The 25,465-nt window shown below is 61.1% G+C and carries 20 protein-coding genes and 1 pseudogene; 14 read left to right on the top strand and 7 right to left on the bottom strand.

What is annotated here, in order from left to right; all coding sequences use genetic code 11:
• The first annotated feature begins 219 nt into the window (after window positions 1-219).
• The 3 genes from R5N89_RS11880 to R5N89_RS11870 are packed head-to-tail and all read left to right on the top strand — an operon-like array spanning window position 220 to window position 5,995.
• Window positions 220-1,362, top strand: a complete 1,143-nt coding sequence (locus tag R5N89_RS11880) for an efflux RND transporter periplasmic adaptor subunit (RefSeq protein ID WP_110569494.1) — start codon at window positions 220-222, stop codon at window positions 1,360-1,362.
• A 6-nt stretch (window positions 1,363-1,368) separates the two neighbouring features.
• Window positions 1,369-4,494 carry an efflux RND transporter permease subunit gene (locus tag R5N89_RS11875; protein ID WP_110569493.1) on the top strand — a complete coding sequence of 1,042 codons (3,126 nt, stop codon included), beginning with the start codon at window positions 1,369-1,371 and terminating at the stop codon, window positions 4,492-4,494.
• A gap of 4 nt (window positions 4,495-4,498) precedes the next feature.
• A complete protein-coding gene (locus R5N89_RS11870; RefSeq protein ID WP_110569492.1) occupies window positions 4,499-5,995 on the top strand; it encodes an efflux transporter outer membrane subunit in 1,497 nt (498 codons plus the stop codon).
• Between the two features lie 18 nt (window positions 5,996-6,013).
• On the opposite strand, the gene arfB is transcribed toward R5N89_RS11870, so the two are convergent.
• Window positions 6,014-6,421 (bottom strand): alternative ribosome rescue aminoacyl-tRNA hydrolase ArfB, encoded by a 408-nt coding sequence (gene arfB, locus R5N89_RS11865; protein ID WP_110569491.1) that lies wholly within the window; start codon window positions 6,419-6,421, stop codon window positions 6,014-6,016.
• A 133-nt stretch (window positions 6,422-6,554) separates the two neighbouring features.
• On the opposite strand from arfB, the gene R5N89_RS11860 reads away from it, so the two are divergent.
• From R5N89_RS11860 to R5N89_RS11850, 3 genes are read left to right on the top strand one after another with little or no spacing between them, the layout of a single operon-like run.
• Window positions 6,555-6,839 (top strand): hypothetical protein, encoded by a 285-nt coding sequence (locus tag R5N89_RS11860; protein ID WP_110569490.1) that lies wholly within the window; start codon window positions 6,555-6,557, stop codon window positions 6,837-6,839.
• A 21-nt stretch (window positions 6,840-6,860) separates the two neighbouring features.
• Window positions 6,861-7,013 (top strand): hypothetical protein, encoded by a 153-nt coding sequence (locus tag R5N89_RS11855; protein ID WP_167400884.1) that lies wholly within the window; start codon window positions 6,861-6,863, stop codon window positions 7,011-7,013.
• A gap of 26 nt (window positions 7,014-7,039) precedes the next feature.
• Window positions 7,040-7,306, top strand: a complete 267-nt coding sequence (locus R5N89_RS11850; protein WP_110569489.1) for a hypothetical protein — start codon at window positions 7,040-7,042, stop codon at window positions 7,304-7,306.
• Here R5N89_RS11850 and R5N89_RS11845 read toward each other — a convergent pair.
• From R5N89_RS11845 to R5N89_RS11835, 3 genes are read right to left on the bottom strand one after another with little or no spacing between them, the layout of a single operon-like run.
• Complete coding sequence (locus tag R5N89_RS11845) at window positions 7,289-8,227, bottom strand: glycosyl transferase (protein ID WP_110569488.1); 939 nt, start codon at window positions 8,225-8,227, stop codon at window positions 7,289-7,291. The two genes, R5N89_RS11850 and R5N89_RS11845, sit on opposite strands and share 18 nt — an antisense overlap.
• Window positions 8,228-8,275: 48 nt before the next feature.
• Entirely contained in the window at window positions 8,276-9,079 is an 804-nt protein-coding gene (locus R5N89_RS11840; protein ID WP_110569487.1) for a glycosyltransferase family 2 protein, read from the bottom strand.
• Window positions 9,076-10,644 carry a hypothetical protein gene (locus R5N89_RS11835; protein ID WP_110569486.1) on the bottom strand — a complete coding sequence of 523 codons (1,569 nt, stop codon included), beginning with the start codon at window positions 10,642-10,644 and terminating at the stop codon, window positions 9,076-9,078. Before R5N89_RS11835 ends, R5N89_RS11840 begins: the two co-directional genes overlap by 4 nt.
• A gap of 456 nt (window positions 10,645-11,100) precedes the next feature.
• On the opposite strand from R5N89_RS11835, the gene R5N89_RS11830 reads away from it, so the two are divergent.
• From R5N89_RS11830 to R5N89_RS11815, 4 genes are all read left to right on the top strand, one after another.
• Complete coding sequence (locus R5N89_RS11830; protein ID WP_110569485.1) at window positions 11,101-11,769, top strand: hypothetical protein; 669 nt, start codon at window positions 11,101-11,103, stop codon at window positions 11,767-11,769.
• 162 nt (window positions 11,770-11,931) lie between these two features.
• On the top strand, window positions 11,932-13,374 hold the full coding sequence (locus R5N89_RS11825) for a mannose-1-phosphate guanylyltransferase/mannose-6-phosphate isomerase (protein WP_110569484.1): 1,443 nt from the start codon (window positions 11,932-11,934) through the stop codon (window positions 13,372-13,374).
• Window positions 13,375-13,547: 173 nt separating this feature from the next.
• Window positions 13,548-14,540: a phosphate ABC transporter substrate-binding protein PstS gene (pstS, locus tag R5N89_RS11820; protein WP_110569483.1), complete on the top strand. Its 993-nt coding sequence runs from the start codon at window positions 13,548-13,550 to the stop codon at window positions 14,538-14,540.
• Window positions 14,541-14,694: 154 nt separating this feature from the next.
• Window positions 14,695-16,413 (top strand): OprO/OprP family phosphate-selective porin, encoded by a 1,719-nt coding sequence (locus R5N89_RS11815; protein ID WP_373320482.1) that lies wholly within the window; start codon window positions 14,695-14,697, stop codon window positions 16,411-16,413.
• A gap of 244 nt (window positions 16,414-16,657) precedes the next feature.
• Here R5N89_RS11815 and R5N89_RS11810 read toward each other — a convergent pair whose 3' ends face one another.
• Entirely contained in the window at window positions 16,658-17,986 is a 1,329-nt protein-coding gene (locus R5N89_RS11810) for an ATP-grasp domain-containing protein (protein ID WP_110569481.1), read from the bottom strand.
• A 52-nt stretch (window positions 17,987-18,038) separates the two neighbouring features.
• Complete coding sequence (locus tag R5N89_RS11805; protein WP_110569480.1) at window positions 18,039-19,274, bottom strand: NAD(P)-binding domain-containing protein; 1,236 nt, start codon at window positions 19,272-19,274, stop codon at window positions 18,039-18,041.
• Between the two features lie 674 nt (window positions 19,275-19,948).
• On the opposite strand from R5N89_RS11805, the gene R5N89_RS11800 reads away from it, so the two are divergent.
• Window positions 19,949-20,716 (top strand): polyprenol monophosphomannose synthase, encoded by a 768-nt coding sequence (locus R5N89_RS11800; RefSeq protein WP_110569479.1) that lies wholly within the window; start codon window positions 19,949-19,951, stop codon window positions 20,714-20,716.
• A gap of 110 nt (window positions 20,717-20,826) precedes the next feature.
• Here R5N89_RS11800 and R5N89_RS11795 read toward each other — a convergent pair whose 3' ends face one another.
• Window positions 20,827-21,396, bottom strand: coding sequence for a recombinase family protein (locus R5N89_RS11795; RefSeq protein ID WP_110569478.1), 570 nt, complete (start codon window positions 21,394-21,396; stop codon window positions 20,827-20,829).
• A 269-nt stretch (window positions 21,397-21,665) separates the two neighbouring features.
• On the opposite strand from R5N89_RS11795, the gene R5N89_RS11790 reads away from it, so the two are divergent.
• The 3 genes and pseudogenes from R5N89_RS11790 (at window position 21,666) to R5N89_RS11780 (ending at window position 25,086) form a co-directional block, all read left to right on the top strand.
• Entirely contained in the window at window positions 21,666-22,343 is a 678-nt protein-coding gene (locus tag R5N89_RS11790; RefSeq protein WP_146220217.1) for a hypothetical protein, read from the top strand.
• Between the two features lie 131 nt (window positions 22,344-22,474).
• Window positions 22,475-22,837, top strand: a pseudogene (locus R5N89_RS11785) (EAL domain-containing protein); the annotation flags it as partial.
• Between the two features lie 26 nt (window positions 22,838-22,863).
• Window positions 22,864-25,086, top strand: a complete 2,223-nt coding sequence (locus R5N89_RS11780; RefSeq protein WP_110569476.1) for an EAL domain-containing protein — start codon at window positions 22,864-22,866, stop codon at window positions 25,084-25,086.
• Window positions 25,087-25,465: the final 379 nt, after the last annotated feature.

The raw sequence follows: 25,465 nt of genomic DNA, 5'->3' as shown, positions 1-25,465 counted from the left end.
CTGTCCTTGCCCGTCCAATGTTGCTCATTCGTAATCTGCTCCGGCCATTTTCGGATGGGTGCCCTGCTTGACCGCCTTATGGAGACGATATAGTTTTCCATTCATTGAAAACCAAATGGTTTCCTTATTTGGCTTTCATATGGCGGCCATGTGCGGCAAACAGCACGGACGTGATTCAGAAACATTTTTAGATTACGGCCCTCAAGCCGGTTGGTGACCATGATGCAATATTCCCGTGTCGTAGCCCCGGCGGCTCTGATACTTGCCCTGGCGGGGTGCCAGAAGCATGCCGCGCCCCCCAAGATGCCGCCGCAGCCCGTCACGGTCCTGACGCTCAAGGCCGCTCCGGTGGAAATTCACACCCAGCTGCCCGGCCGCACCGAAGCGTTCGAGATCGCGCAGGTGCGCCCGCAGGTCAGCGGCGTGATTCAGAAGCGGCTGTTCGTTGAAGGCACGGACGTGCAGGCGGGCCAGCAGCTCTACCAGATCGATCCCAGCATCTATCAGGCGGCGGTGGACAGCGCGCAGGGCCAGCTGCTTCACGCCCAGAGCAGCGAGGTTACCGCGCGCGCCAAGCTGACCCGCTACGGGCCGCTGCTCAAGGCCCATGCCGTAAGCCAGCAGGAATATGATGACGCGCTTGCCGCCGAGCGCGCGGCCCAGGGCGATATCCTCAGTGCAAAGGGCCAGCTCGAACGCGCCACGGTCGATCTGGGCTACACCCACATGAATGCCCCGATCACCGGCCGGATCGGCCGCTCCATCCTGACCGTGGGCGCGCTGGTCACCGCCAACCAGACCAACAATGTCGCCATCGTCACCCGCCTTGACCCGATCTACGTGGATGTGAACCTGCCCGCGACCGAGCTGCTGCGCTTCAAGCGCGAACTGGCGCAGGGGCGGCTGACGCGCGCGGGCGACAACGCCGCCTCCATCACCGTAACGCTGGAGGATGGCACGACCTATGAGCACTCGGGCAGCATGCAGTTCTCGGAAGTGAACGTGGATGAGGCCACCGCCACAGTCGTGGTGCGCGCGGTCATGCCCAACCCCGAGCGGCTGCTGCTGCCCGGCATGTACGTGCACGCCCAGCTGGCCGAGGGCCTGGACCCCAATGCCCTGCTGGTGCCGCAGCAGGCGGTGCTGCGCAACTCCCACGGCGACCCGCAGGTGTGGGTGGTCGGTGCCGATAACAAGGTCAACCTGCGCCCCATTACGGTAGGGCAGGCCATCGGCACGGACTGGCTGGTGACCGACGGGCTGAAAAGCGGCGAGCGCGTGGTAGTTGAGGGGCTGCAGAAAATCCACCCCGGCGACACCGTAACCCCGCAGGATGCGGCCGAACCGGCCAAGGCAGGATAACCCCCCATGTCTCTGTCGCGCTTTTTCATTGACCGGCCCGTCTTCGCGTGGGTGATCGGGCTGATCATCATGCTCGTGGGCGGGGTGTCGATCTTCCGCCTGCCCATCGCGCAGTACCCCTCCATCGCGCCACCCCAGATCGCCATTACCGTGACCTATCCGGGCGCCTCGGCCGATACGGTGAACGATACGGTGGTGCGCCCCATCCTGCAGCAGATGTTCGGGCTTGATCACCTCGAATACATCTCCTCGCAGTCCTATGCCTCGGGGCAGATGGAAATCGACCTCACCTTCGCGCAGGGCACCAACCCCGACATCGCGCAGGTGCAGGTGCAGAACAAGCTGCAGCTCGCCCAGCCCAAGCTGCCGCAGGAAGTGACCGCCCAGGGCCTGAGCATTACCAAGGCCGTCAAGAACTTCATGATGGTGCTTGGCTTCATCTCGACCGATAACAGCATGAGCGGCGCTGATATTGCCGATTACGTGGCGTCGAACATCTCCGATCCGCTCAGCCGCGTGACCGGCGTGGGCGACCACACGCTGTTCGGCGCGGAATACGCCATGCGTATCTGGCTTGATCCGTCAAAGCTGTACAAATACGGCCTGACCGTAGGCGATGTGCAGACCGCCATCCAGACGCAGAACATCCAGGTTTCATCAGGTGAGCTTGGCGGCGTGCCCGCCGTGAAGGGCGCGCGGCTGGATGCGACCATCATCGGGCCGACGCGCCTGCGCTCGCCCGAGGAGTTCGAGAAGATCCTGCTCAAGGTGCAGCAGGATGGCTCGCAGGTGCGCATCCGTGACGTGGCCCATGTCGAGCTGGGGCCGCAGACCTACAACACCCATTCCTACTATAACAACATGCCGGCCTCGGGCATGGCGCTCAAGCTCGCCCCCGGCGCCAACCAGCTCCAGACCGAGAACGCGGTGCGCGAGCAGATCAAGGAACTCGAGCAGTTCTTCCCGCCCGGGCTCAAGACCGTCTACCCGCTCGATACCGAACCCTTCATCGTGCTGTCGATCAAGGAAGTGGTCATTACGCTGGTCGAGGCGATCGCGCTGGTGTTCCTGGTCATGCTGGTGTTCTTGCAGAACTTCCGCGCAACGCTCATCCCCACCATCGCGGTGCCGGTGGTGCTGCTGGGCACGTTCGGCATTCTGGCCGCCCTTGGCTTTTCCATCAACACGCTGACCATGCTGGCCATGGTGCTGGCCGTGGGCCTGCTGGTCGATGACGCCATCGTGGTGGTGGAAAACGTCGAGCGTGTCATGACCGAGAAGAAGCTCTCCCCGCGTGATGCGGCGCGGCAGTCGATGGACGAGATCTCGGGCGCGCTGGTGGGCATCGTGCTCGTGCTTACGGCGGTGTTCCTGCCCATGGCGGCCTTTGGCGGCTCGACGGGCGTGATCTACCGGCAGTTCTCCATCACCATCGTCGCGGCCATGTGGCTTTCGGTGGTGGTGGCCATGGTCATGACGCCTGCGCTGTGCGCCACCATGCTCAAGCCCGGCGTGCATGAAAAGACCACCGGGGCCGCAGGCTGGTTCAACCGCCATTTCGCGCGCATGACCACGGCCTACCAGAACGGCGTGGGCCGCGTGCTCGGGCATGCGGGACTGTCCATGCTGGTGTTCGTGCTGATTACGGCTGGCGTGGGCTGGCTGTTCATGCGCCTGCCCGGCGGCTTCCTGCCCGATGAGGACCAGGGCCTGATCTTTGGCCAGGTCACCATGCCCGCGGGCGCCACGCTGGAGGAGACGGCCGCTGTCAACCGCAAGGTGGCCGACTACGTTCTCAAGACCGAGGGCAACAACGTCGAATCCGTCTATTCCACGAACGGGTTCAACTTCGCAGGGCAGGGGCAGAGTGCGGGCGCCTTCTTCATCCGGCTCAAGGACTGGGATGAGCGGCCCGCCGCCAGCCAGACCTCGGCGGCGATTGCCATGCGCATCATGATGCATTTCTGGATGGACCCGGTCGCCCAGATCTTTGCCGTCAACCCCCCCGCCGTGCTGGAGCTCGGCAATGCCACCGGCTTTGACCTTGAACTTGAAGACCGTGGCCACCTTGGCCACACCAAGCTGCTCGCGGCGCGCAACATGGTGCTGGGCATGGCATCAAAGGATCGCCGCCTGACCGCCGTGCGCCCTAACGGCATGGAAGATGCGCCGCAGTTCCATCTCGATATCGACCGCGAGAAGGCCAATGCGCTTGGCATCACCATTGCCGACATCAACACCACCATCGAGGGCGCGCTGGGGTCGATCTATGTCAACCAGTTCCTGCGTGATGACCGTGTGAAGCAGGTCTACATCCAGGGCGAGCCCGATGCGCGCATGATCCCCGATGACCTGAGCAAATGGTATATCCGCAACGCCGCAGGCGGCATGGTGCCGTTCAACGCCTTCGTGTCCGGGCAGTGGATCATGGGGCCGCAGAAGGTCGAGGATTATAACGGCCTCAATGCCTTTGAAATCCTTGGCCAGCCCGCCGCGGGCTACAGTTCGGGGGATTCGATCACTGCCATGAAGGAGATCATGGCCAAGCTGCCTGCCGGCGTGGGCTATGAGTGGACCGGCCTGTCGTTCGAGCAGATGGCCTCGGGCTCTTCCACCGGGCCGCTTTACGCGCTGGCGGTCATCGTCATCCTGTTCTGCCTCGCGGCACTGTATGAAAGCTGGGCCATTCCGTTTGCCGTGCTGCTGGTCATTCCGCTGGGCGTGCTGGGCGCGATCGTGGCCACCCTGCTGCGCGGCATGGCCAATGACGTGTATTTCCAGGTGGGGCTGCTGACCACGGTGGGGCTGGCGGTGAAGAACGCCATCCTGATCGTGGAATTCGCCAAGGCGTTTTTCGAGAACGGAGCAACCCTTGAGGAATCAGTGCTCGAGGCGGGCCGCGAGCGCCTGCGCCCCATTCTCATGACCTCCATCGCCTTCGTGGTGGGTGTGTTTCCGCTGGCCATCGCCACGGGTGCGGGTTCGGCCGCGCGTGTCGCGATCGGCACGGCGGTGGTGGGCGGCATGCTCACGGCAACCCTGCTGGCGGTGTATTTCGTGCCGCTGTTCTTTGTGGTGGTGCTGCGTCTGTTCCGTGTCAAGCGCCTGTCCGAGCGGACAAAGGGAGCGTAATGCCATGACCGTTCTCCCCACACTCAGGCGGGCGGGTGCGGCCACGCTGGCGGCCATGCTGCTGGCGGGCTGCACCATGATCCCGCATTACAAGCGCCCCACCCCGCCGCTGGCCGCGACATGGCCCGCTTACGCCACCACGGGCGACGCGGTGGCCGAGAACCCGCTCGCGGCCAATCTGGGCTGGGAGGAATTCTTTACCGACCCCCGGCTCAAGGCGCTGATTGCCATCGCCATCCGGCAAAACCGCGACCTGCGGGAGGCGGCGGCCGATATACGCCGCGCGCAGGGGCAGTTTGACATCCAGCATGCCAGCCTGTTCCCCGCCATCAGCGGTGGTGGCGAGGCGATGTTCCAGGGGCCATCGGATGCGGCGGGTCTGAGCTTTGCGCCTGGCCTCGATACCGGCCATCCGCCCATGTTCAAGTATTACCAGATGGGCATTGGCGTCTCGTCGTACGAGATTGACCTGTTCGGGCGCATCCGCAGCATGTCGCGCGAGGCGGCGGAACATGCGCTGATGCAGCGCGAAAACGCGCGCGCCATGCTGATCAGCATCATATCGCAGGTGGCCACGGCCTATATTTCATGGCTGGGCGACCAGGCCTCGATGCACCTGTCCGAGGAGACGATGACCTCGCAGCAGGCCACGCTGGAGATGGTCAAAGCCCGCTTCACCCATGGCGAGACCGACCAGATGACCGTGCGCCAGACGGAAACGCAGGTGGCGCAGAGCGGGGCCTTCCTTGATGAATCGCGCCGGCACGTGCGGCAGGATGAAAACCTGCTGACCATGCTCATCGGCCAGCCTATCCCCGATAACCTGCCGCTCGCCCATCCGCTGGGCCAGCAGACCATCATGCAGGACCTGCCGCCGGGCCTGCCGGCCGACGTGCTCGAGCATCGCCCCGACATCCAGGCCGCCGAACACGACCTGCTGGCCGCCAATGCCGATATTGGCGCGGCCAAGGCAGCGTTCTACCCGCGCATCACGCTCACTGCATCCGATGGCATCAGCAGCCTCCAGCCGCACAAGCTGTTTACATCGGCTGCGACCACATGGGGCGTGTCGCCGCAGTTGCAGGTGCCCCTGCTCAACTGGGGGCAGAACAGCGGCAACCTGAAGGCCTCGCGCGCCATGCGTGCGGCCAAGGCGGCAGCGTATGAAAAGGCGGTGCAGTCCGCCTTCCGTGAAGTGGCGGATGCGCTGGCCGCGCGTGACACCTATCGCGATGAGACGGCACAGATGAACCAGTATGTCTCGACCTCGGCCGATGCATACAGCCTGGCCATGATGCGCTACAGGGCAGGGACGGATTCCTACCTGACATCGCTTGTGTCGCAGCGCACGCTGCTACAGGCGCAGCAGTGGCAGATCTCGATTGCGGTATCGCGCTACCAGAACCTTGTCACCCTCTACCGCGCCCTTGGCGGTGGCTGGACGGCCCATACCGCCGTGCCCCAACCGCCCAAAGGGCAGCAGGTGGCCAGAAAGGGGTGAAGGTAAAAGTTTCTGTCCTCAGTCCATGTGGTTGCCGCTGCGGCCCTGCTTGATGCGGCTGCGGTGCTTCTTGTTGTCCACCCGCTTGCGCCGCTGCGTGCGTGAGGGGCGGGTGGGCACGCGGTAGGCCTGCACGTGGCTGGCCTCGCCAATCATTTCATGCAGCCGGGCCACGGCATCCTCGCGGTTGCGGATCTGGCTGCGAAAGCGGCGCGCGGTCAGCACGATCACGCCATCCGCCGTCATGCGGCTGCCTGCCACCGTAATCAGCCTGCTTTTGATGCGGGCGGAAAGCGAGGGAGAATTGCGCGCATCAAAACGCAACTGCGCCGCTGTTGCCACCTTATTGACGTTCTGCCCACCCGGCCCCGAGGCCAGGATATAGGTCACATGTAATTCATCATCAGGGATGGTGGGGGGCGGCATGGCGGTTTACGGTCCTGAAGGGTGACAGATGTAGCATCCGCCTATGAGCGGCCCTGCGCGGGCGGCATTGCTGTACTGGCTGTTTGCTATCACCATGCCTGCCGCGTGATGACAAGAGCGGAGGAACACAATCATGAACGATCAGGCTGAAACGGACCAGTTGCGCAAGGTGCTGGCGCAGGCGGCGGGCGATGCGGCGCAGGCCAAGGTCTTGCCCGTGGTCAAGATGATTGCCGCGCAGCAGATCGTTGTCATGGACCTCATGCAGATGCTTGTCGAGGCGAAGGTGCTGCACGCCGATGAAATCGCCGCCCGCATGCGCCATCACATTGAACATACCGATACGAAGGACATGGCCGCGCGTGCCCTGTTCGAGCAGGTGCGCGCCCGCTTCGCATCGAGCGCCCCAAAAACCTGATTTGCAAGGAAGGTGTTGCACATGGCCGATCATCCTCCTGCCCTGCGGGCAGAAATCGCAGCGCTCAAGGCGGAACTCGCCCGCGTGCGTGACGAACTTGCGCAGGCCCGCAGGACCATACAGGACCTGAACCTGCAACTGCGGCGTGATGCGTCACGCCCCGCCACGCGCTGAATGCGCCCGCTGAAGGGGACCCCATCATGAAAGACGAACGCGACGCCGCCGGTCGGGCCGTGGTCTATCCTACCGTAAGTTGCGGGGCGGAAGCCGTGCAGGATTCCATCGTGGTGATGGACCTGTTCATGGCGACCGCGCCCGAACACATGCCAAAAGGTGACCGGCGCGTGGTGACCGTGCTGCCGCCTGAACTTGCCCTCAACCTTGCCGAGCAGTTGCGCAAGGCCGCCGAGCGCGTGCAGGCCGCCCGCGCCGAAAAGCAGGGCCGTGCCTCAACCCCTGCGGGCTGACAGCGCCCGCATGCCGCCATAGCGCAGGTTGACCGCAGCCTCGCCGCCCTGCACGGTCGGAATGGTGAGGGTGTTTTCCAGCCTGCTGCGCATGGCCTTTTGCGAGGCCATGTGCACGATGCCCACAGGCGCATGCGGAAAGAACAGGTTGGCCAGCGTGCCGGTCTGTTCATCGAGCAGCCAGGGGCCGAGATAATTATGGCTGTTATCGAGAAAGGTCACGGGCAGGCCATCGATATACACGGCCAGCGCAATGCAGAGCTGGTCCTGCGTGAAGGCCATGTTCCGGCGGGGCAGGATCATGGCCTGCCACCGGCGCAGCACCGGCCAGATGGACGCCTGCCTGTGCAGGCAGAATACGCCTGCATTGAGCAGCGGCCTGGCCCCGATGCGCTTGCGGATGGCAAATGGCAGCCGGGCGCGGGTGGCGTTTTTATACAGGAACGAGCGGATCTGCATCCAGCCGGGGCAGATCCAGCGCACACCCAGCAGGTTGGCCAGCTTGGCGCCGATTTCGGGCACGATGGCCAGGGTCCGGCTTTCGGCTGCGGCAAACATGCGTTCAAGCGCCTGCCCGTCCTGCACCCATGTATCGGCATCGAGCCACAGGATCAGGTCAAAATCGGGCAGCATCTGGTCCAGCCACAGCTTGCTGATATTGATGGCAAGGCATGGCCGCTTTGCCAGCGCCTGGCGGGGTGCGTAATCGGGGATATGGGGGGCCAGAACCCGCACGCCGCGCGCGTGCAGCACCGTGCGCTGCTCTGCCGTCATGCCGCAGTCGATCACGGCAATGGTCGTGTCGGCATGGTTGCGTATGGAGGCGATGAGTTCGCCCGCCAGTTCAAAATAGGCGTGATCGCACCCGGTTACGATAATGCGGCGGACAGCAGGCGTTTCGGGGCGGTCAGGCGGCGTCATGGCCCCAATAAAGCACAGGGCGGCGTGAGCGGGAATACGCGGCTTTTTTCAGGGTTTTGCAACCGCAGGCGGCTGGCGGTAGCGCGCGCTCAGCGCAGGGTGGCGGAATGCCATGATGGCGCGCAGGCTTTCATGCGCGACCCATGCCTCGTTGGTGGTGCGTGAATTGCCATGCACGCGGTAGCGGCACAGGATCTCGGGCACGTAGGCGGCCTCGAAGTCGCGGCCGATGAATTTCAGCCAGAAATCATAGTCTTCCCAGCCTTCGTCAATGTGGCTGTAGCCATCCACCGCCACCCAGGCCTCCCGGCGCAGCAGGGCCATCACGTCCACGTAGTTTTCACGCACGATCTGGGCGGGATCCCATATATCGGCCGAGCCGATGCGCTGTTCCTTGCCAAAATATTCAAGCTGGCAGTAGGTGGCGTCAAACCCGCCATCCACTGCTGCCTCATGCAGGCGGGCGATGGCGCGGGGGTAGATCATGTTATCCGCATCCATCACAAACACGAACGCCCCGCCCGCATGGCGAAACGCGGTGTTGCGCGCGGCTGAGGGGCCAAGGTTGCGCGTGTGCACGATCAGGGCGCAGCGCCAGAAACGCGCGTGGTTTTCCTCCATCCACGCGGTGATGAGGGCCACCGAGTCATCCTTGCCCGAGCAGTCATCCACCACCACCAGTTCAAGGGCCTGGTGGGTCTGGGCGGCGAGGGATTCAAGCGCTTCGATGATGTAGCGGCCATAATTGAAGTTGGTAACGCACAGGCTGACCAGATCGGCTGGTTTCTTGCGGCGTTGCTTGAAGGCGAAGGCGGTCTCGTCGGTCGCCATCCAGGGGGCAGCGATGCTCATTCTTCCGGTGTGCTCCATACATGGGCGATAAAGTCGCGGATGCGCGTGCAGCACGCCCGGTTGCCCGCGGGCGTGCCGATCAGTTTCAGGGCGCTTTGGCGGATGGCCTCAGCCTTTGCCTGCCCCTCTGGCGTGTGGGTGAGCCATTCGATCAGGTTGGGGATATGGCGGCCCGTTTCTTCAAGGAAGTGCTCGCCCGAGCGGAACACCGGATGCGGCAGGCACGGCTCGGACACCACCACCGCCCCGTTGGCCATGGCGCCCTTGACGATGCGGTGCCATTCAAAAAAACCGTAATCATCGCGGTGGATGTTCAGCGCAATGCGCGAATGCCCCGCCACGTGGGCAGCAAGGCGCGAGAGCGGCCTGTCACGCGGGCTGGTATCGATGGGCGTGGTGAACTTGCGGTAGTAGAAATAGGTGCGGTACTGCGCGAAGAAACCGGCATTGCGGGCAAAGAACTTTTCGCGGTGGGCGGAGAGGCCGCCAAAAAAGCTGATATCCAGCCCACGGGCGGCAAACGGCGTGGTGGGGTCGGGGCGCTTGCGGCACGCGGGCGGCAGGATGCGCACCATGGGGTGCTGCATGTCGTCCTTTTGCAGATAATCGCGCGTGGTGCCGATCGTGGGGGTGAAATGGATGGCGGGCAGCCCGGCCTGCCGGAAGCTCTCGGCCATCTGGTGGCAGATATCGATCACGCCTGCCGCCATGAGCATGAAGGGCAGGCCGCGCTCGAACCACAGGGTCTGGGGCTGTTCGGTATTGAACATGATGGCATCGCGGATGATGGCGCCCGTGGCCCAGTCCCGCCCGCGACCGAGGTGGAAGAATTCATGCGGGGCGACGAAAATGCACAGCGCGGGCCGGTCATCGATGCTGGCGGTCTCATCAAGCAGGCGGCAGTCCAGCCCGGCATGGCTCAGGCTGCGGTGCAGGTCGGCCGCGATTTCGTGGATGAAGACATTGCCCGCCGAATTGTAATAGACGCCAATGCTTTCGGGCACGGGGCCGCCGGGGGCGAGGTAGTCCGCATCATCCAGCCCTTTCGCCGCGCACAGCGCACCCAGTGTTTCTGATACGCGGAGCGGGCTGAAGATGCGCCGCCCTTCGGGCACGCCATAGAGCAGGGCGTGCTCGGCCATGTCCGTCATGTCGCGGTCGAGATCGCGGTTGCTGTCGTGATAGGCGTCGGGCTCGAAAAACGGCAGCTGCTCGAGCGTGCGCACGCCGATGCTCAGATCCTCGAGGTGGAAGCGCGTAAGCAGGCCCTGATGGGCCACATGGCACCCCGCATGCGTGTGCAGGAAATGGATGAAGGGGTTGCGGTTGCGGGCCCCCGCATCAGGGTGCTGGATCAGGTAGGCATCGGGCCGGAAGTTGCGGTTTGGCTGCCGCCCTTCCCGGTAGCCGTATTTGACGTAATGCAGCAGGGGATCAAGTTCCGATCCGGCCACATCCGTATAGCTGGCGAGATAGAAGGCGGCGTCGAACTGGCCGGACTCCCTGATCTGCTGGAGGTCCTGTTGTTCCGTCGGGGTCAGTGTCAGGAGCAGGTCCGCGGACAATGGTTCTTACCTTGGCTGGGGGGCATCGGGAGCGTGCCGGGGCACGTCCCTCCTGCTAGGGCACATCCATTAAGAATTGATTATTGCATGGGCGGTTTTTGCTGCTGGAGCGCGGGTTGCAGGCCGTATCCTGTACCGTGCAGTCATAAAAGCCCGGTTATGCGGGCCATGCGGGCATGACACGGGCCCGTGCCGTGACCCGGCAGCGGAGCCGGGCGGCATGCATCTGATATTATCAATCATGATGGATATGATGTCAGGGCCAGCCAGAAGGGCCGTGGCTTGAGCGGAGGGCAGGGATCAGCTCCGTGCATGCCCGCGGCATGACAGTGTCGCGGCTCTTCTGCTATCATGGAGGCTGGAACAGGCGGTGCCGCCCGGCGTGGCAGGTCACGGCCCGGCGCATGAGGCCTTCGGGTTTCCCCCGCGCAGGGCACAGACAGGGAGATCGGGTGCATGTATCCGGCCCGGATGGATGAAGATAAGGGCCTGCGGGCCTTTGCGCGGCGGCACTGGTGGGCCTGCATGAGCGTGCCGGTGCTGCTGTGCCTGGGAACGGTGTTTGCGTTCTACCTGCACTGGGACACCCAGAGCGACACGAATTTTGCCAGGCATAATATCCTGATCAAGCATTCGCAGGAGGAAGCGGCCTATGCCCAGCAGCTTGCTGTCGATAACCAGACCATCATCAGGGACCGCAAGGTGTTCCTCGATTTCACCCGCAAGGACTTCGCCCGCATAGCCCCCCCGGCACAGATGACCTGGCTGCTGCAGGAATACGCCAAGTTCGATATCAGCCGCGTCAAGGAGTATGACGGGCACGAGATCCGCCCCTTCACGCCCTCGCCCTGTTCGGTGGCGCTGTGTTTCGTGCCCATTTTCGTGGAGGAACTGCATGATGATCCCCTCCACAACAGCAAATACGTCCAGGTCGGCGCGCTCGAAGACATGTCCCGCACGCTGATTGTCGATGTCGAGCAGTTCTGGCGGCTGCGCAAGCTGGTGCTGCGCATCGACGCCATCCTGTTTGCCGACCGGCGCGAGCAGATGAACGATTTCGAGAAGGCGATGCAGTTGCGTAGCTCGCTTGACGTGCTGCGCGCCGATGCCCAGAAAATTCACTAAGCGCGTGTTTTAGAAACAGGGTGCGGCTCGAAATGCCCGGGGCGGTTTTTGGCGCGAAGGCCGCGCTCTCCCGCGCGTTCCCAAAAAAGGCGTGTTCCAGAACTTCCGTCATTTTCAAACGCTTTGTGGATAACCAGTGCCCCCGTTCCTTCAGGAGTCTCCATGACCGATTCCCTCCCGCATCCTGCCCTGTCCGTGGTTCCGGTCATTCTGTCAGGCGGGAGTGGCAGCCGGTTGTGGCCCGTCTCGCGCAGCGCCTACCCCAAGCAGTTCTGGCCGCTGGTCTCGCAGCGCACCCTGGTGCAGGAAACCGCGCTGCGCAGCCATGGGCCGGGTTTCAGCGCGCCCATCGTGGTGTGCAACAACGAGCACCGCTTCATCATGGCCGAACAGTTGCGCGAAGTGGGCATAACCGCGCCGCGCATCCTGCTTGAGCCGGTGGGGCGCAATTCCGCCCCCGCCATCGCCGCCGCCGCCCTGCTCGCGGCCGAGACCGACCCCGATGCGGTGCTGTGGATCATGGCCGCCGATGCCGCGATGCAGAAACCGCAGAACGTCGCCCCGGCACTTGCGCTGGCGGCACAGGTGGCGCGGGCCGGGCGGATCGTGACATTCGGCATGACCCCCACGCGGGCCGAGACCGGCTATGGTTATATTGAAAAAGGCGCGCCGCTTGCGGGGTATGACGGTGCCTTCGCGGTGGAGCGGTTTGTTGAAAAACCCGATGCTGCCAATGCCGAGCGCATGTTTGGCTCGGGGCGTTTTTTATGGAACTCGGGCATGTTCTTGTTCACGGCCCGGACCCTGTTGAGCGAGATGGAAAAATTCGAGCCCGCCATTCTCGCCGCCATGCGCGTGGCCGTGCGCGAGCGGCGCTCCGACATTGATTTCGAGCGGCTGGACCCCACGGCCTTCGCCGCATCGCCTGATATCTCGATCGATTACGCCGTGGCCGAGCGCACCGACCTCATGACCGTCATCCCCGGTGATTTCGGCTGGTCGGACGTAGGCAGTTGGGATGCGCTGTGGGAACTCGGGCCGCCCGATGATGCGGGCAATGTGGTCAGTGGCGATGTGGTGCTCAACAACACCACCAACAGCTACGTGCGCACCGATGGCATCCTGACAGCAGTGAGCGGGGTGGAAGACCTGCTTGTGGTGGTCAATGAGGATGCGGTGCTGGTCACCCACCGCCATCATGCGCAGGATGTGAAAACCATCGTGGCTGCGCTGAAAAAGGCTGGCCGCCCCGAAGCCACCGCCCACCGCCGCCGCTACCGCCCCTGGGGCTTTTATGAAACGCTGATCGTGGGCACCCGCTTTCAGGTCAAGCGGATCGTGGTGGAGCCGGGGCGGATGCTGTCGCTGCAGAAACATTATCACCGTGCCGAGCACTGGGTGGTGGTGGAAGGCACGGCGCAGGTCACGCGCAACGGGGAGGATATTCTGGTGCGCGAGAACGAGAGCGTCTATCTGCCGCTTGGTGCCACGCACCGGCTGAAAAACCCCGGCCGCATTCCGCTGACCCTGATCGAGGTACAGTCCGGCCCATATCTGGGTGAGGATGATATCGTGCGGCTGGAGGATGCGTACAGCCGCGCCTGAGCAGGGCCATGGCAGGTATTGGGGGGTTCATATTTCCTTCATAAAACTGTCATGGACATATCATTTTTATTACGGATGTTAATTTTTTATTCTCCGGCCTGTCGGCTGCAAGGCCAGACGCGTCTGTATTCTTCATGTCGGAGAACATGAGTATTATGTCCTTTCCTGCTCGAATGCTTACCTGTGCCCTGCTGGCAAGCGCCCTGCCCGTCATGGCCCATGCCGCTGACATTACAGGGGCCGGTTCCAGCTTCGCCGCACCCATCTATGGCGCCTGGGGGGCGGAGGGGCGCAGTGCTGCGGGCGTCAACCTGAATTATCAGACGGTCGGCTCCTCCGCCGGGCAGAACCAGATCCTGGCGGGCACGGTTGATTTTGGCGCCTCCGACGTGCCGATGGATGCGCAGAAGCTGGAAAACGCCCATCTGTTCCAGTTTCCCACGGTCATGGGTGGCATCGTGCCGGTCATCAACCTGCCCGGCATTACCGCCAACCAGATCCAGCTTGATGGTCCCACGCTTGCCGCCCTTTATCGCGGCGAGATCGAGCAGTGGAACGACGAGCGCATCGCAGCCCTCAACCCCGGCGTAAAACTGCCTGACACGGCCGTGGCCACCGTGCACCGCGCCGATGGCTCGGGCACGACGGCAGTGTTCACCGGCTATCTCGCCCGTGTCTCGCCAGCATGGCGCGAAGGGCAGGGCACAGGTGCTTCCATCGCCTGGCCGGGTGGCATTGGCGCACGTGGCAATGATGGCGTAGCGGCCTCCGTGCGCAACACCGAGGGCGCGATCGGCTATGTCGAATATGCTTTCGCCGCCAACGCGCACATGGTGACCGTCAAGCTGAAGAACCATAGCGGCGCCTATGTCGCCCCCGATATGGACAGCTTCAAGAGCGCAGCCGAGGCCGCGGACTGGAAGGATGCCGCCCACTTCGCCGTTGATCTGCTCGATACGGCGGGCGCTGGCGCGTGGCCGATTGTCTCGCCCACCTATGTGCTCGTGCCGGTGCCCACCGCCAAGGCCGACCATGGGGCGGCCGTGCGCAGGTTCTTTGGCTATGCGCTCAAGAGCGGGGATGCGGCGGCCAACAAGCTCGATTACGTAACGGTGCCGGACACGGTCAAGACCGAGATCCTGCGCCAGTGGGACAGCGCTCAATAAGCCTCCCGACACAGTAAAGACAGAACAGAACCGCCCGGTTTCCGGGCGGTTTTTCTGTATGGAGGATTGTCATAAAACCTTCATGAAACTGTATTGGAAACATAACACACAAAACTGTGTCACGCCCTTAAATGAACCCATTCTTCATTACGGAATGGTTAATATGATTCGCCGCTCAGCTGCTTCACTGTTGCTTGGTTCCTCCGCCCTGTGGGGGGCGTGTTCCCTGCAGTCGGCTCATGCGGCATCCGCATCCGATGCGGCCCAGATTCAGGCCCTGCAGCACGAAATGCAGGAAATGCGGCGTGAAATGTCGGGCCAGATCAACATCCTGCGCCAGCGCCTTGCCCGTGCTGAAGTGCACGCCCCCAACACCACCGCCGCCAATGCGGCGCAGGCCCGCCGGGTAGCCGCCGCCAATGGCCAGCCTCTGCCCGCAAGCTACGCGCGTGACATCCATATCGGTGGCGATACCGGTACGGGCAGTGGAATAGGCAACGTGCTGCAGCATGCCGATCTTGGCACGCCGCCGTCCGACCGTGGCGTTTCCTCCTCCTGGTCCTCCTTCCGCGCCGCGACGGAAAAGGAAGAGGCGCTACATCTTGGTGGCATGATGGTGGGCTTCCCCGGTGGCCGTCCGACCATTTCATCTGATGATGGCATGTATGCCATGTCCATCGGCCTTGCTTTCCATGAAGATATCGGTGGCTTCATGGGCATGTCCCCGCGGCGGGGTGAGGCGCGTGGTGATTTTTCCAGCCTGGCCGAAAACGCCCGCCGCCTGCGTATTCCCATCTCGTTCCGTTACAAGAACTGGATCGCCAACATTACGCCTGACTTCGGTAACGGCACGGGCGATGGCGCGACAACGCTGTATGAAGCCAACCTCAACTATGCCGGCTTTCACAACACCATCATCACCGCCGGTTACTTCCAGCCGCGCGTGACGGAAGAAGACTCCGAAAGCTCGAACGAATTCGAGATGATGGAACGCCCCGCCATTACCGATATCGTGCGTAACATCGCTGCCGGTGATGCACGCATGAGCTTCGGCGCGCTGCATTATGCAAAACGCTGGTGGATTGCGGGTTACGTGACGGGCCAGAGCTATGGCAGCCGTGGCGGCTCGCCTGAAAAGGTAACCGGCGTCAACAGCTATACCGGCATTGCCGACAGCCAGAGCGGCGCCACGTTCCGCGTGGCAGGCCGTCCTTACATGTCCAGGGATATTGACGTGCATGTTGGCCTGTCGGGCATTACCGCATTCAAGGTTGCGGAGAATGGCGGCTCGCGCAGCTACACCTTCTCTGAAGGGCCTGAAGTCAACCTGACCACTACCAAATTCCTCAGCACGACGGTGGGCAATGTGGGCAGCATCTGGTCTGCCGGTCCCGAACTCGGCTTTCGCTGGAAGCGCCTGGTGCTGAAGGGTGAATACTACCACATTGGCGTGACCCGTGGTGACAACTACGGTGCAAGTGCCGCCAACCGTGGCACCGTCAATTTTCAGGGTTACTATGGCGCGGCCAACTACACCCTGTTTGGCAAGGCGCGTAGCTACAACATCAAGGAAGGTGCATTCGCCGCGCCGGGCGTGGACCATGCGTTTGACCCGGCCCACGGTTACTGGGGCGCGCTGGAACTGTCCGCCCGTTACAGCGTGGCGGATCTGGATAGCGCCCTGGGCACGCCCGGTGGTATCCGTGGCGGGCAGCAGACGGTCTGGTCGGCAGGGGTGAACTGGTATCCCAACCGCCATTTCCGCTTCATGCTTGACTTCAACCACATCATCGTCAGCCGTAACAGCGCCCTGTATGACCTGTACGGCCGTAATGGCAATTCCGTCGCCGGTCGTATCCAGGCCGCTTTCTAGCAGCCTGCCGGGCGCCGCCCTGTTTCATGCGGACGGTGTTGCCTGAAGTTTTGAAAAAAGCTTTCCAAAAAACGGGTTCCTGGTTTTCAGACTGCTCCGTGGGTGAGGTGTTTCAGGCCACCACGGTAAGCCGCATTGAAGGGGGGCATGGTCCCTCATGGTTACGCAACGGGCCGCATGGTGATGCCATGCGGCCTGTTTGCATGCCTGTGCTTCGCGCTCTGGTGGTAACGGGGCAAGGGGCTTACGGGAGGGCCAGCGGCATGTCGGTAACCATGCCCGCCTGCAGCAGGGTGGAGAGCTTGCCCATGGCCTCGCTGCGGTCCACTGATTTGCCGTAAGGCATGTTGGGCCGCAGGCGTTCCTCCAGCCGGGCGACCGAGCCACGGCGCGGCCAGGGGCGGCGCAGCAGTTCCTCCACCAGGGCCGGGTGCCGCCATGGAATGTCGATCCACGCGGAGGCATTGCGCACGCTGTCGGCTTCCGCACGCAATACCTGCGGAAACAGGGCCACGAGCGTGCGTGCGCCAAGGTCGAGCATGTCGGGCGAGGTTACGGCAACCTGCGTGCCGCGCACATGGTGCAGCAGGCTGCGGATCAGCGTTGTGCCATTATGGCACAGATGGCCGATCTGGGTCAGGCGCGGGTTCATTTCTATGAAGTGATAGGTGCCGGTTCTGGCGCAACGCACAAAATCCAGCCCAAAAAAACCCGAAAGCTTCAGGCTGCTACATGCCACCCGCGCCGCATGCTCCATATCCGCCGCCTCGGTGATCTCGATGACCGTGGCCGCCCCCGTGCGCCCCTGATAGGCCACCACGTTCGCCCCCAGTGTTGCAATCACCTCGCCACGCCAGCATGCCACCATGATATTGGCGGGCATGCCGGTCACATGCGCCTGCGCCATGACCGGCATGGGGCGGCGGCTTGAAGCCTCCATGAAGGAATAGATGTCACGATCCGCCAGCAGCACGCGCAGCGCGCAGGCCATGCGCGCGGGCTGCGACAGGCGGCGGAAGGCGGCCATCGCCTCAGGCGGGGTATCGGCAATGACCACGCCCGACCCGCCCCAGCTCCGGTCGCGCTTGAGCACCCACGGGCCGGGTGTCTGCGCGCACCACGCGCGCAGGTCCTGCGCCGTATTCAGGGCGGCGGCGGCAGGGGTGGGCACGCCTTTGGCCCGGAAGGCATCGATCAGCTTGAGCCGTGTCTGGGCATAGCTGAAGAACTCAGGCTGCCCGAGTGAGCGCGTAATGGTTTCACGGCACAGGCGGCCAGATTCTGTGCCGGGGTCGGCCTCGGCATGGGCCTGGTGCAGGGCCAGAACCGCCCGGTCATCGGCAGGTACGATCAGGTCGGGCCTGATGCGGGCCACCGCTTCTGCCAGCACGCCGGGGGCGGCAAAATAGGGGTAGCGGCTGAAGCTTTTGATGCCATCGAGGCAATGCAGGGAATGCCCGGGCGGGCAGATGGCGTGCACGCTCACCCCGCTTTCGATGAATTCCAGCGCCGCCCGCGTAATGGCAGACCACCAGACGGAGGAGACGATCAGAACTGTAAAATCATTTTTCATGGGTCGGGACTTTCCAGTTCAGGTCATGGCGGCCATGACCGGCAGGGGAGCGTTACGGAGCAAAAGCCGGTTGCGGAAGTGGCGCGAAGGCGCGTTGCCGCCTGAACCGCGCTGTCAGCCTGCGGGCGGTAAAGCGTGCCCCCCACGCAAAGCGCAGCAGCGGGCCAAAGCTGCCAGCCGCCATCGGGCCGATGAAATACAGCCCCGGTACGCTGGATTCGAAGTGGCGGGACAGCGCGGGCATGCTGTCTTCCGTGCGCACGGCACGCGCGAGGGCCGGGTCGATAAAAGGCAGCTTGTCAACGGCGACCTGCACGCCGGTACCCAGAAAGACGTGGTCGACATCCACCGTGCGGGTCAGCCCGGTCTGTTTGTCGCGGAATGTCAGGTGAACCGCGCCCTCGTGCATGGCGGCGGTGGTGAGTTCCACGTTGAGCCAGATCGGCACCTTCTCGCGCACGACCTGCCCGGTCACCCAGCCCGCCGCAGGGCCCAGATGCCCGCGCGTGATGCGCAGCCGCAGGCGCGCGGGCAGCATGTGAAACACATCGGGCAGGTCGCACGCCATGCGTGAGCGCCAGCCTGTGCCAAGGCCGGAGCGGGGTTTCTTGATGCGCGCGATCACGCGCTGTGACAGGCTGAGTTTCTGTGGCGGATTATTGATCCAGATCTTGGGCCGCCGGGTGCAGATGAAAGGCTCTGCCCCCGCATCATGCAAAAAGCACGCCGCATCCACTGCTGATGACCCCGCCCCGATCACCGCCACGCGCTTGCCTGCGAAGCGGGTGAAGTCGGTCTCGTCAAACGTATGGCTTATCCGCTCGCGCGGCAGGCCGCGCGCGACGGGGGGCAGATAGGCGAAATGCTCGATGCCGACTGCCAGCACCACGTTACGCGCCATGACGCTCTCGCCATTTTCCAGCCGCAGCGCAAAGCCCTCGCCTGCCTGTGACAGTTGCGTAACCCTGAACGGCATGAGTTGGGGCACATGGGTTTTCTGGAACGTCTCGCCATATTCCCGAAAGACTTCGGCGGGAATGGGCACGCCGGTTGGCGCGTAAGGGTAACCGCGCTCACGGCAGAAATGCGCCAGCGTGAACCGCCGCGCGGGATCGAACAGATCAAGCGCGAACCCTTCCGCCTTGAGCCGGAGGGCAGCGGGCACATGGTCGCGCCAGAACGCCATGGGCCGCCCGAAAATACGGAAATTCACCCCCCTCTCGCGCAGGTGCGCCGCAAGGGAAAGACCATAGGGACCTGCCCCTATAATGGCGATGTCGGTATTCATCAGTAATCCACCAGCCTGTAAGTTCGGAGTGCGAACAGTGATCAGTAAAAGTGTGGAGGCATGAAGCTGTATTAAGCATTTCCTTAGAAATGCCAGTGTGTGACTTGCACGGGGATCATGGATGGCAAGACAAAACAAAGGCCGGATCACGATCTGGCCACACGTTAACCATACATTTACCCTATGAAAGACAACAATCACAAAAAGCAAAAAAACATATCAGATATGCGTTATATGGCAAAAATAACACAACTTATACGATAAACCGCGAAGTTTGTAGATTGCTCGTTATGGTTGTAGAGAAATAAATATTTGTGAATGGAACTTTTATGCTGTTCGCATACTTCACGCACAAGGACTGGCTCATGGCTGAAGAGCCAGCGATGCCGCGCACCCTCAGCCATGGCCGGACAGGCAGCCTGAAAACACAATGATGGTGCTGCTGGCGTGTTTTTCGCAACGCGCCAGGCGACGGGGCGGCTAAAGGCTTCTATTATTATTTGTACCACTGCATTGTTTTGAAATATCTTCCTGTAACAGGCCGCGTTCCCATGTTGCGGCTGTAGGGGAAATCCTTTATCTCCGGAGGCCAGGCGTAAGCGGCCCTTTCGTGTTCCTGTCGCGTCTGCGCGCCCGTGTGTTCATCAGGTGCCCTGCCCGGGATTTTATCGACCATGCAAGCTTTGTCCGCATCTGAACCACGGGAGAGGCATGAAGGCGCTTCCCCTCATCCGGGGCCGGGGCTGAGCATCATCATTCCGTGCTATCAGGAGCGGGGCAATATCGCGCCGCTGTTCCATGCCGTCCGAAAAGCGGTGACCGGTCATGACTGGGAACTCATTTTTGTCGATGACAATTCACCCGATGGCACCATTGATGAGGTCTGGCGCCTGGCACAGGCTGACAGTCGGGTGCGCGGTCTGCTGCGGATCGGGCGGCGGGGCCTGTCTTCCGCCGTGATCGAGGGGGTGCTGTCCTCCTCAGCGCCAGTCGTGGCGGTGATGGATTGCGACATGCAGCATGATGAAGCCCTGCTGGCCGGCATGGCCGATGCCATAAGCCACCAGGGCTATGACATCGCCATAGGCAGCCGCCATGTCAAAGGCGGCGACAATGCCGGGCTGGCCAATGCCTGGCGGCGCGCGCTGTCGGGCTTTGGCATCCGGGTGGCGCAATGCCTGCTGCCCATCCGGGTGAGTGACCCCATGAGCGGGTTCTTCGCCATGCGGCGCGCCCTGTTTGTGCAGTCGGTTGGCGGCCTGTCGGGCACGGGGTTCAAGATCCTGCTTGACCTGCTCATGGCGCAGAAAGCGCGGCCGCGGGTTATTGAACTGCCATTCGTGTTCCGCGCCCGGCATGAAGGGGTGAGCAAGATGGACAGGAAGGTGCTGTTGCAATTCGTGCAGATGCTGTTTCATCATCTGCGGCGGCGCAGGAGGTAAGGGTGAGGGACAAAGCGTTCGGGAACATTTCATCTTACTGATCTGTATCGCGCCGCTGGCATGATCTTGCCCGTTTGTTTATTCCCGCCCTTTGTTGACCGAACCCGGTTTTACGCAGGGGTTTGCTGATGCCGGTTCAGTATCCGGTAGACTGTTGCCTTGTGTACCCCGAACCTCCTGGCCACATGCGCAACGGATAGTCCCTCTTTCATGACCAGCTGGCAGACGAGAGTCGTGTCATCATGTGTCAGCTTTGTCGGGCGGCCCATCTGCACGCCGCGCTGGCGTGCAAGCCTGCGGCCTGCGGCCGTACGTTCGCGGATCTGGGCCCGTTCGAACTCCGCTATGCCTGCAAATATGGTCAGGATCATCCGCCCCGCCGGAGAGGTGGTATCGGCCCATGGCTCTGAAATGGACCGAAGCCCCGTCTGTTTTTTTTGCAGATGCTCTGCAATTTCAAGAAGGTGTTTTGTCGAGCGGGCGAGGCGGTCGAGCTTGTGAATGATAACCACATCACCAGCCTTAACTTTTTTTAACATTCGGTTGAGTGCTGGACGTTGCCGCTCCGCGCCGGACATTTTTTCTTCAAAGATGAAATTGCAACCAGCCTTGTGCAGATGCTCCAGTTGCACATCCAGAGTCTGTTCATCCGTGCTTACGCGTGCATATCCAACCAGCATTATATTTTCGTTCGGGTTACATTTCAAAGAGATAGAAGAGCATATTCACAAAGACATGAATATACTTTATTCATGTATTTTTGCACAATTGTTAATTTCTGATACTTTGATTTCTCTATACACGTTACTTTATAAATTTGCAATGCTTTGTTCAATTACACGCGTTTAGGTTGTAATCGCACAACCTAAGGGATTGTTTTTGTGTGAATACTTCAGAAAAATTTACGTCGCAAAAATTAAGAATTTTGCGACGTAGGATGACAAAATAAATGGGGCGCAGGACAGACAATTTGCCCGGATTGGTCTGTAACCCTCTGGAGACGGAAATACGCGGAGGGTTCTTTGTGCTGGCGCATGCACTCGTTGGCGTTGCGCAGGGGGCTTCCCTGTCCCGGCAACCGGCACCGGGGGGCAATGTTGCCCGCCTGATCGTGGGGCCGGGGTCATGGCTGCGTGCCACCCTGCTTGAACTGGCGAGCTCAGGTGAACGGGATTATATCCTGCGCGGCGGCATCATGGAGTTTGACAGCACTGGTCCACTGCATGTGCTATGGACGCGTCTTGGCGTGGAAGAGCCTGGTGGAACGCTGGTTCTGGCAGCCCGCAAACCAGAGTCAGGGCTATTGCTGGTTGACGTAACGTTTCATGCAGATGTAACCCGCGCACCGCTGGAAATCGTGTTCAAGCAGGTTTCTCGCCTGACCGTGACTTACGATGAGGTGGCCAATATTACCCTGATTGGGGTGCTTGGTGCCGTGGCCTCCCGCCTTGATGGAAATGTCTGGGCCGTCGTGCGCGTGCCGGGTAACGCCTGCGGCCTGTCGGCTGCAAATAGCGAATGTATTCAGAATGATTGCGAACATTCTGTAGTTTATATGAAAACCTATGTATCTGAAAACTCAGAAGATTCTCATATAATTATAAGAAAAATAAGCAGAAAAATATAGTATAGAACACAATTCAATGAATAAAAGCATCAGTATTGTTTCAAAAACGAAATATACACTTTCTGGTTCGTGCGCTCTCCAGCTTCTTGAGGGCGTGCCTGAAGGGATCGTGGTGATCGATGGCCAGAACAGCATTTCGCGCCATGGGCGTAGGCCTGTCCATGGATGATTTTGGCACCGGCTTTTCCAGCCTGACGCGCCTGATGCGCCTTCCCCTGACCGAAATCAAGATCGACCGCAGCTTCATCATGAACCTTGAACATGATGCAAACGCTCAGGCCGTTACGACGGCGGTAATCGGCATTGGCAGCGGGCTGGGCATGACGGTCGTGACCGAAGGGGTGGAAACGCTCGAGCAGAAGGCGCTTCTGCAAATGCTGCATTGCGATGTCATGCAGGGTTACCTGTTTTCCAGGCCGCTTCCCCCTGATGCACTCGGGCAATGGCTTCTCTCCCGTAAAAATGGGCAGACCGTGCCGCAGGCCATTCAATAATTTAAATAGAACTGAGGATATATCGCATGGGAAAGGAAATATTTCCTGTAACGAGCGAAAACGTAAATTCAGATATCTGCATGGATATGCTGGAGCAGGCCCGCGATGGCGTTATTATTATTGACGACAGAAACTGCATTGTCTTTTTTAACAAAGCGGCAGAACAACTCTGGGGATATACAGAGGCTGAGGTAAAGGGGCGCAATGTCAAATGCCTCGTGCCAATGCCCTATCGCCAGGATCATGATGGTTTTATTGCCCATAACCGCGAGACAGGCCTCAACCGCATTGTAGGCACATCACGCGAGATCACGTTTGAAAGCAAGAACGGCGATTATGTCTCGGCCGAGATGTCCATCTCCACGGCACTGATCGGCAAGGATCAGAAACGATACTACATGGCCTTTATGAAAGGGGTCACCGAAGAGAGCCACCGCAGGAAGCTGCTTGACCTGCAGAACAAGGTTTTCCGCTCTCTGTCAGGCGACATGCTGATACAGGACGTGGCGGATCTGGTCTGTCAGGGTGTGGAAGAGTTCGTGCCCAACACCGTTGCCGTGTTGATGCAGCTCACGGCAGAGCACCGCCTGGAGGTTCTGTCAGGCTCAGGCATGCCGCGCCGGTTCATGACGGCGCTGGAGAATATGATTCTCACGGAAGCAGATATCACCGCCCTGGCCAATGATCTGGATGAAGCGAATTCCGTTGTATGGGAAAGTTATCGCTCGCTCGGTATCTCGCTCGGGCTGCATGAGTGCTGGGCTTCGGCCATCAGGGCGCCCAACGGGCGTATTTCCGGCATTCTGGCGCTGTATTCGCGCAATCAGCACAAGGTGGCCGACTGGCCGCAGAAGATCGTATCGGGCGCGGTACCGTTCTGTGGTGTTGTGATCGAGCAGTATGAGGCCCGGCAGCATATTTCACAGCTCGCCAATTATGATCCGCTGACCGGCTTTCTGAACCGTTCATCGCTGCATAAGCTGCTCAAGTCGATGATCAGCCGGCCTGGCGACAACCATTTTGCCGTGCTGCTGCTGGATCTTGATCGCTTTCGGGACATCAATGATGCGCTGGGACACATACAGGGTGATACATTCCTCAAGGTCATTGCCGAGCGGCTGAAAACGCTGTGCCGCAGCAACTATATCCTCAGCCGTTCAGGCGGGGATGATTTTGTCATCATCATTCCCAATGCCACGGCCGAAACGGCGGTCGACTTCATCAAGATGGTGGCGGACGCCATGCACCACCCGTTGGAAGTCGGGGGCAATCATCTCTCGACCTCCTTCAGCACCGGTATCGCGACATTCCCCGAAAACGGGCCCGATGGCGAATCCCTGATCAGCCATGCCGAAATGGCCATGCGCCAGGCCAAGAAGGAAGCCCGCGGCAGCTATCGCCTGGTCAGTTCGATCGACAGCAAGGATGCACAGGACCGGCTCGTGCTGGGCAGTGCGTTGCGTGAATCCCTCTCCCAGGGGCTGCTCAACCTGCATTACCAGCCTCAGATCGAAGCCCGGACAGGAGAGATTTATGGCGTGGAAGCGCTGGCGCGGTGGAACCATCCCGCCCTTGGCAACATCTTTCCCTCCCGCTTCATCGCCGTAGCCGAGGAAACAGGGCAGATCGAGGCGATCGGCCGATGGTCGCTGGAGAAAGCGTGCCGCCAGATCACGCAGTGGGACCGTGATGGCGTGCATATCCCGGTTGTTTCGGTCAACCTTTCGGCTGGGCATTTCCATAACCGTTCGCTCGTATCGATGATCGCGGACCTGCTGCATAAATATGACCTCTCGCCCGAGCGGCTGACCGTTGAAATCACGGAAAGTGTCATGATGGATGAAAGCGAGGAGACAATGAACGTCCTTGCCGCCATTCGTAAGCTGGGGGTTGGCCTGTCGATGGATGATTTTGGCACCGGCTTTTCCAGCCTGTCGCGCCTGACACGGCTGCCACTGACCGAAATCAAGATCGACCGCAGCTTCATCATGAATCTGGAGCACGATGCAAATGCGCAGGCGGTTACAACTGCAGTGATCGGTATTGGCAACCGGTTGGGCATGACGGTTGTAACCGAGGGGGTGGAGACTGAGGTCCAGTATGATTTGCTTGAAAGCCTGCACTGCGATGTTCTGCAGGGCTATCTGTTTGCCAAGCCCATGTCTGCCACGGATCTGGAAACGTGGTTTCGCAAACCGCGCAAGCTCATGCCAGCGATGATGAAAAACAGGAAAAAACCCTCCAGCTAGGCAGGCGGCCCACGGTTTTGTCTGAGTGGCTGTTTGAAACGGCAGCCTCCAGATTTTTTCCCTTTTGCCAATGAACTGTTTTCAAACAGTTCCTGGGATTGAGTAAGGGTCAGCCCTTCATCATCCGAAAGGACGTATGGTTTGCTGCGGGGCCGAACTGCGCATCTGTCAGGACCATGTTGTCGCGGCCCTGACATGACAACAGAACCCGGCCTGCAAACGGGCAGGGGACGAAATCGGCCTGTTTAAGGCCATATCAGGAATGGCTGTTTTCTGCCGTTTTTTGTGTTATTTTTTTCAAGTACCACTTGAAAGGGTATGTCCGCGGCGGGATTCGAACCCACGGCCCCAGGATTCATACCACTTCGGCTTTCACCGC

Source organism: Komagataeibacter sucrofermentans DSM 15973 (assembly GCF_040581405.1).
GTDB lineage: Bacteria > Pseudomonadota > Alphaproteobacteria > Acetobacterales > Acetobacteraceae > Komagataeibacter > Komagataeibacter sucrofermentans.
Note: the sequence above shows the minus strand (reverse complement) of the source record. Positions and strands in the feature narration are given on the sequence as shown.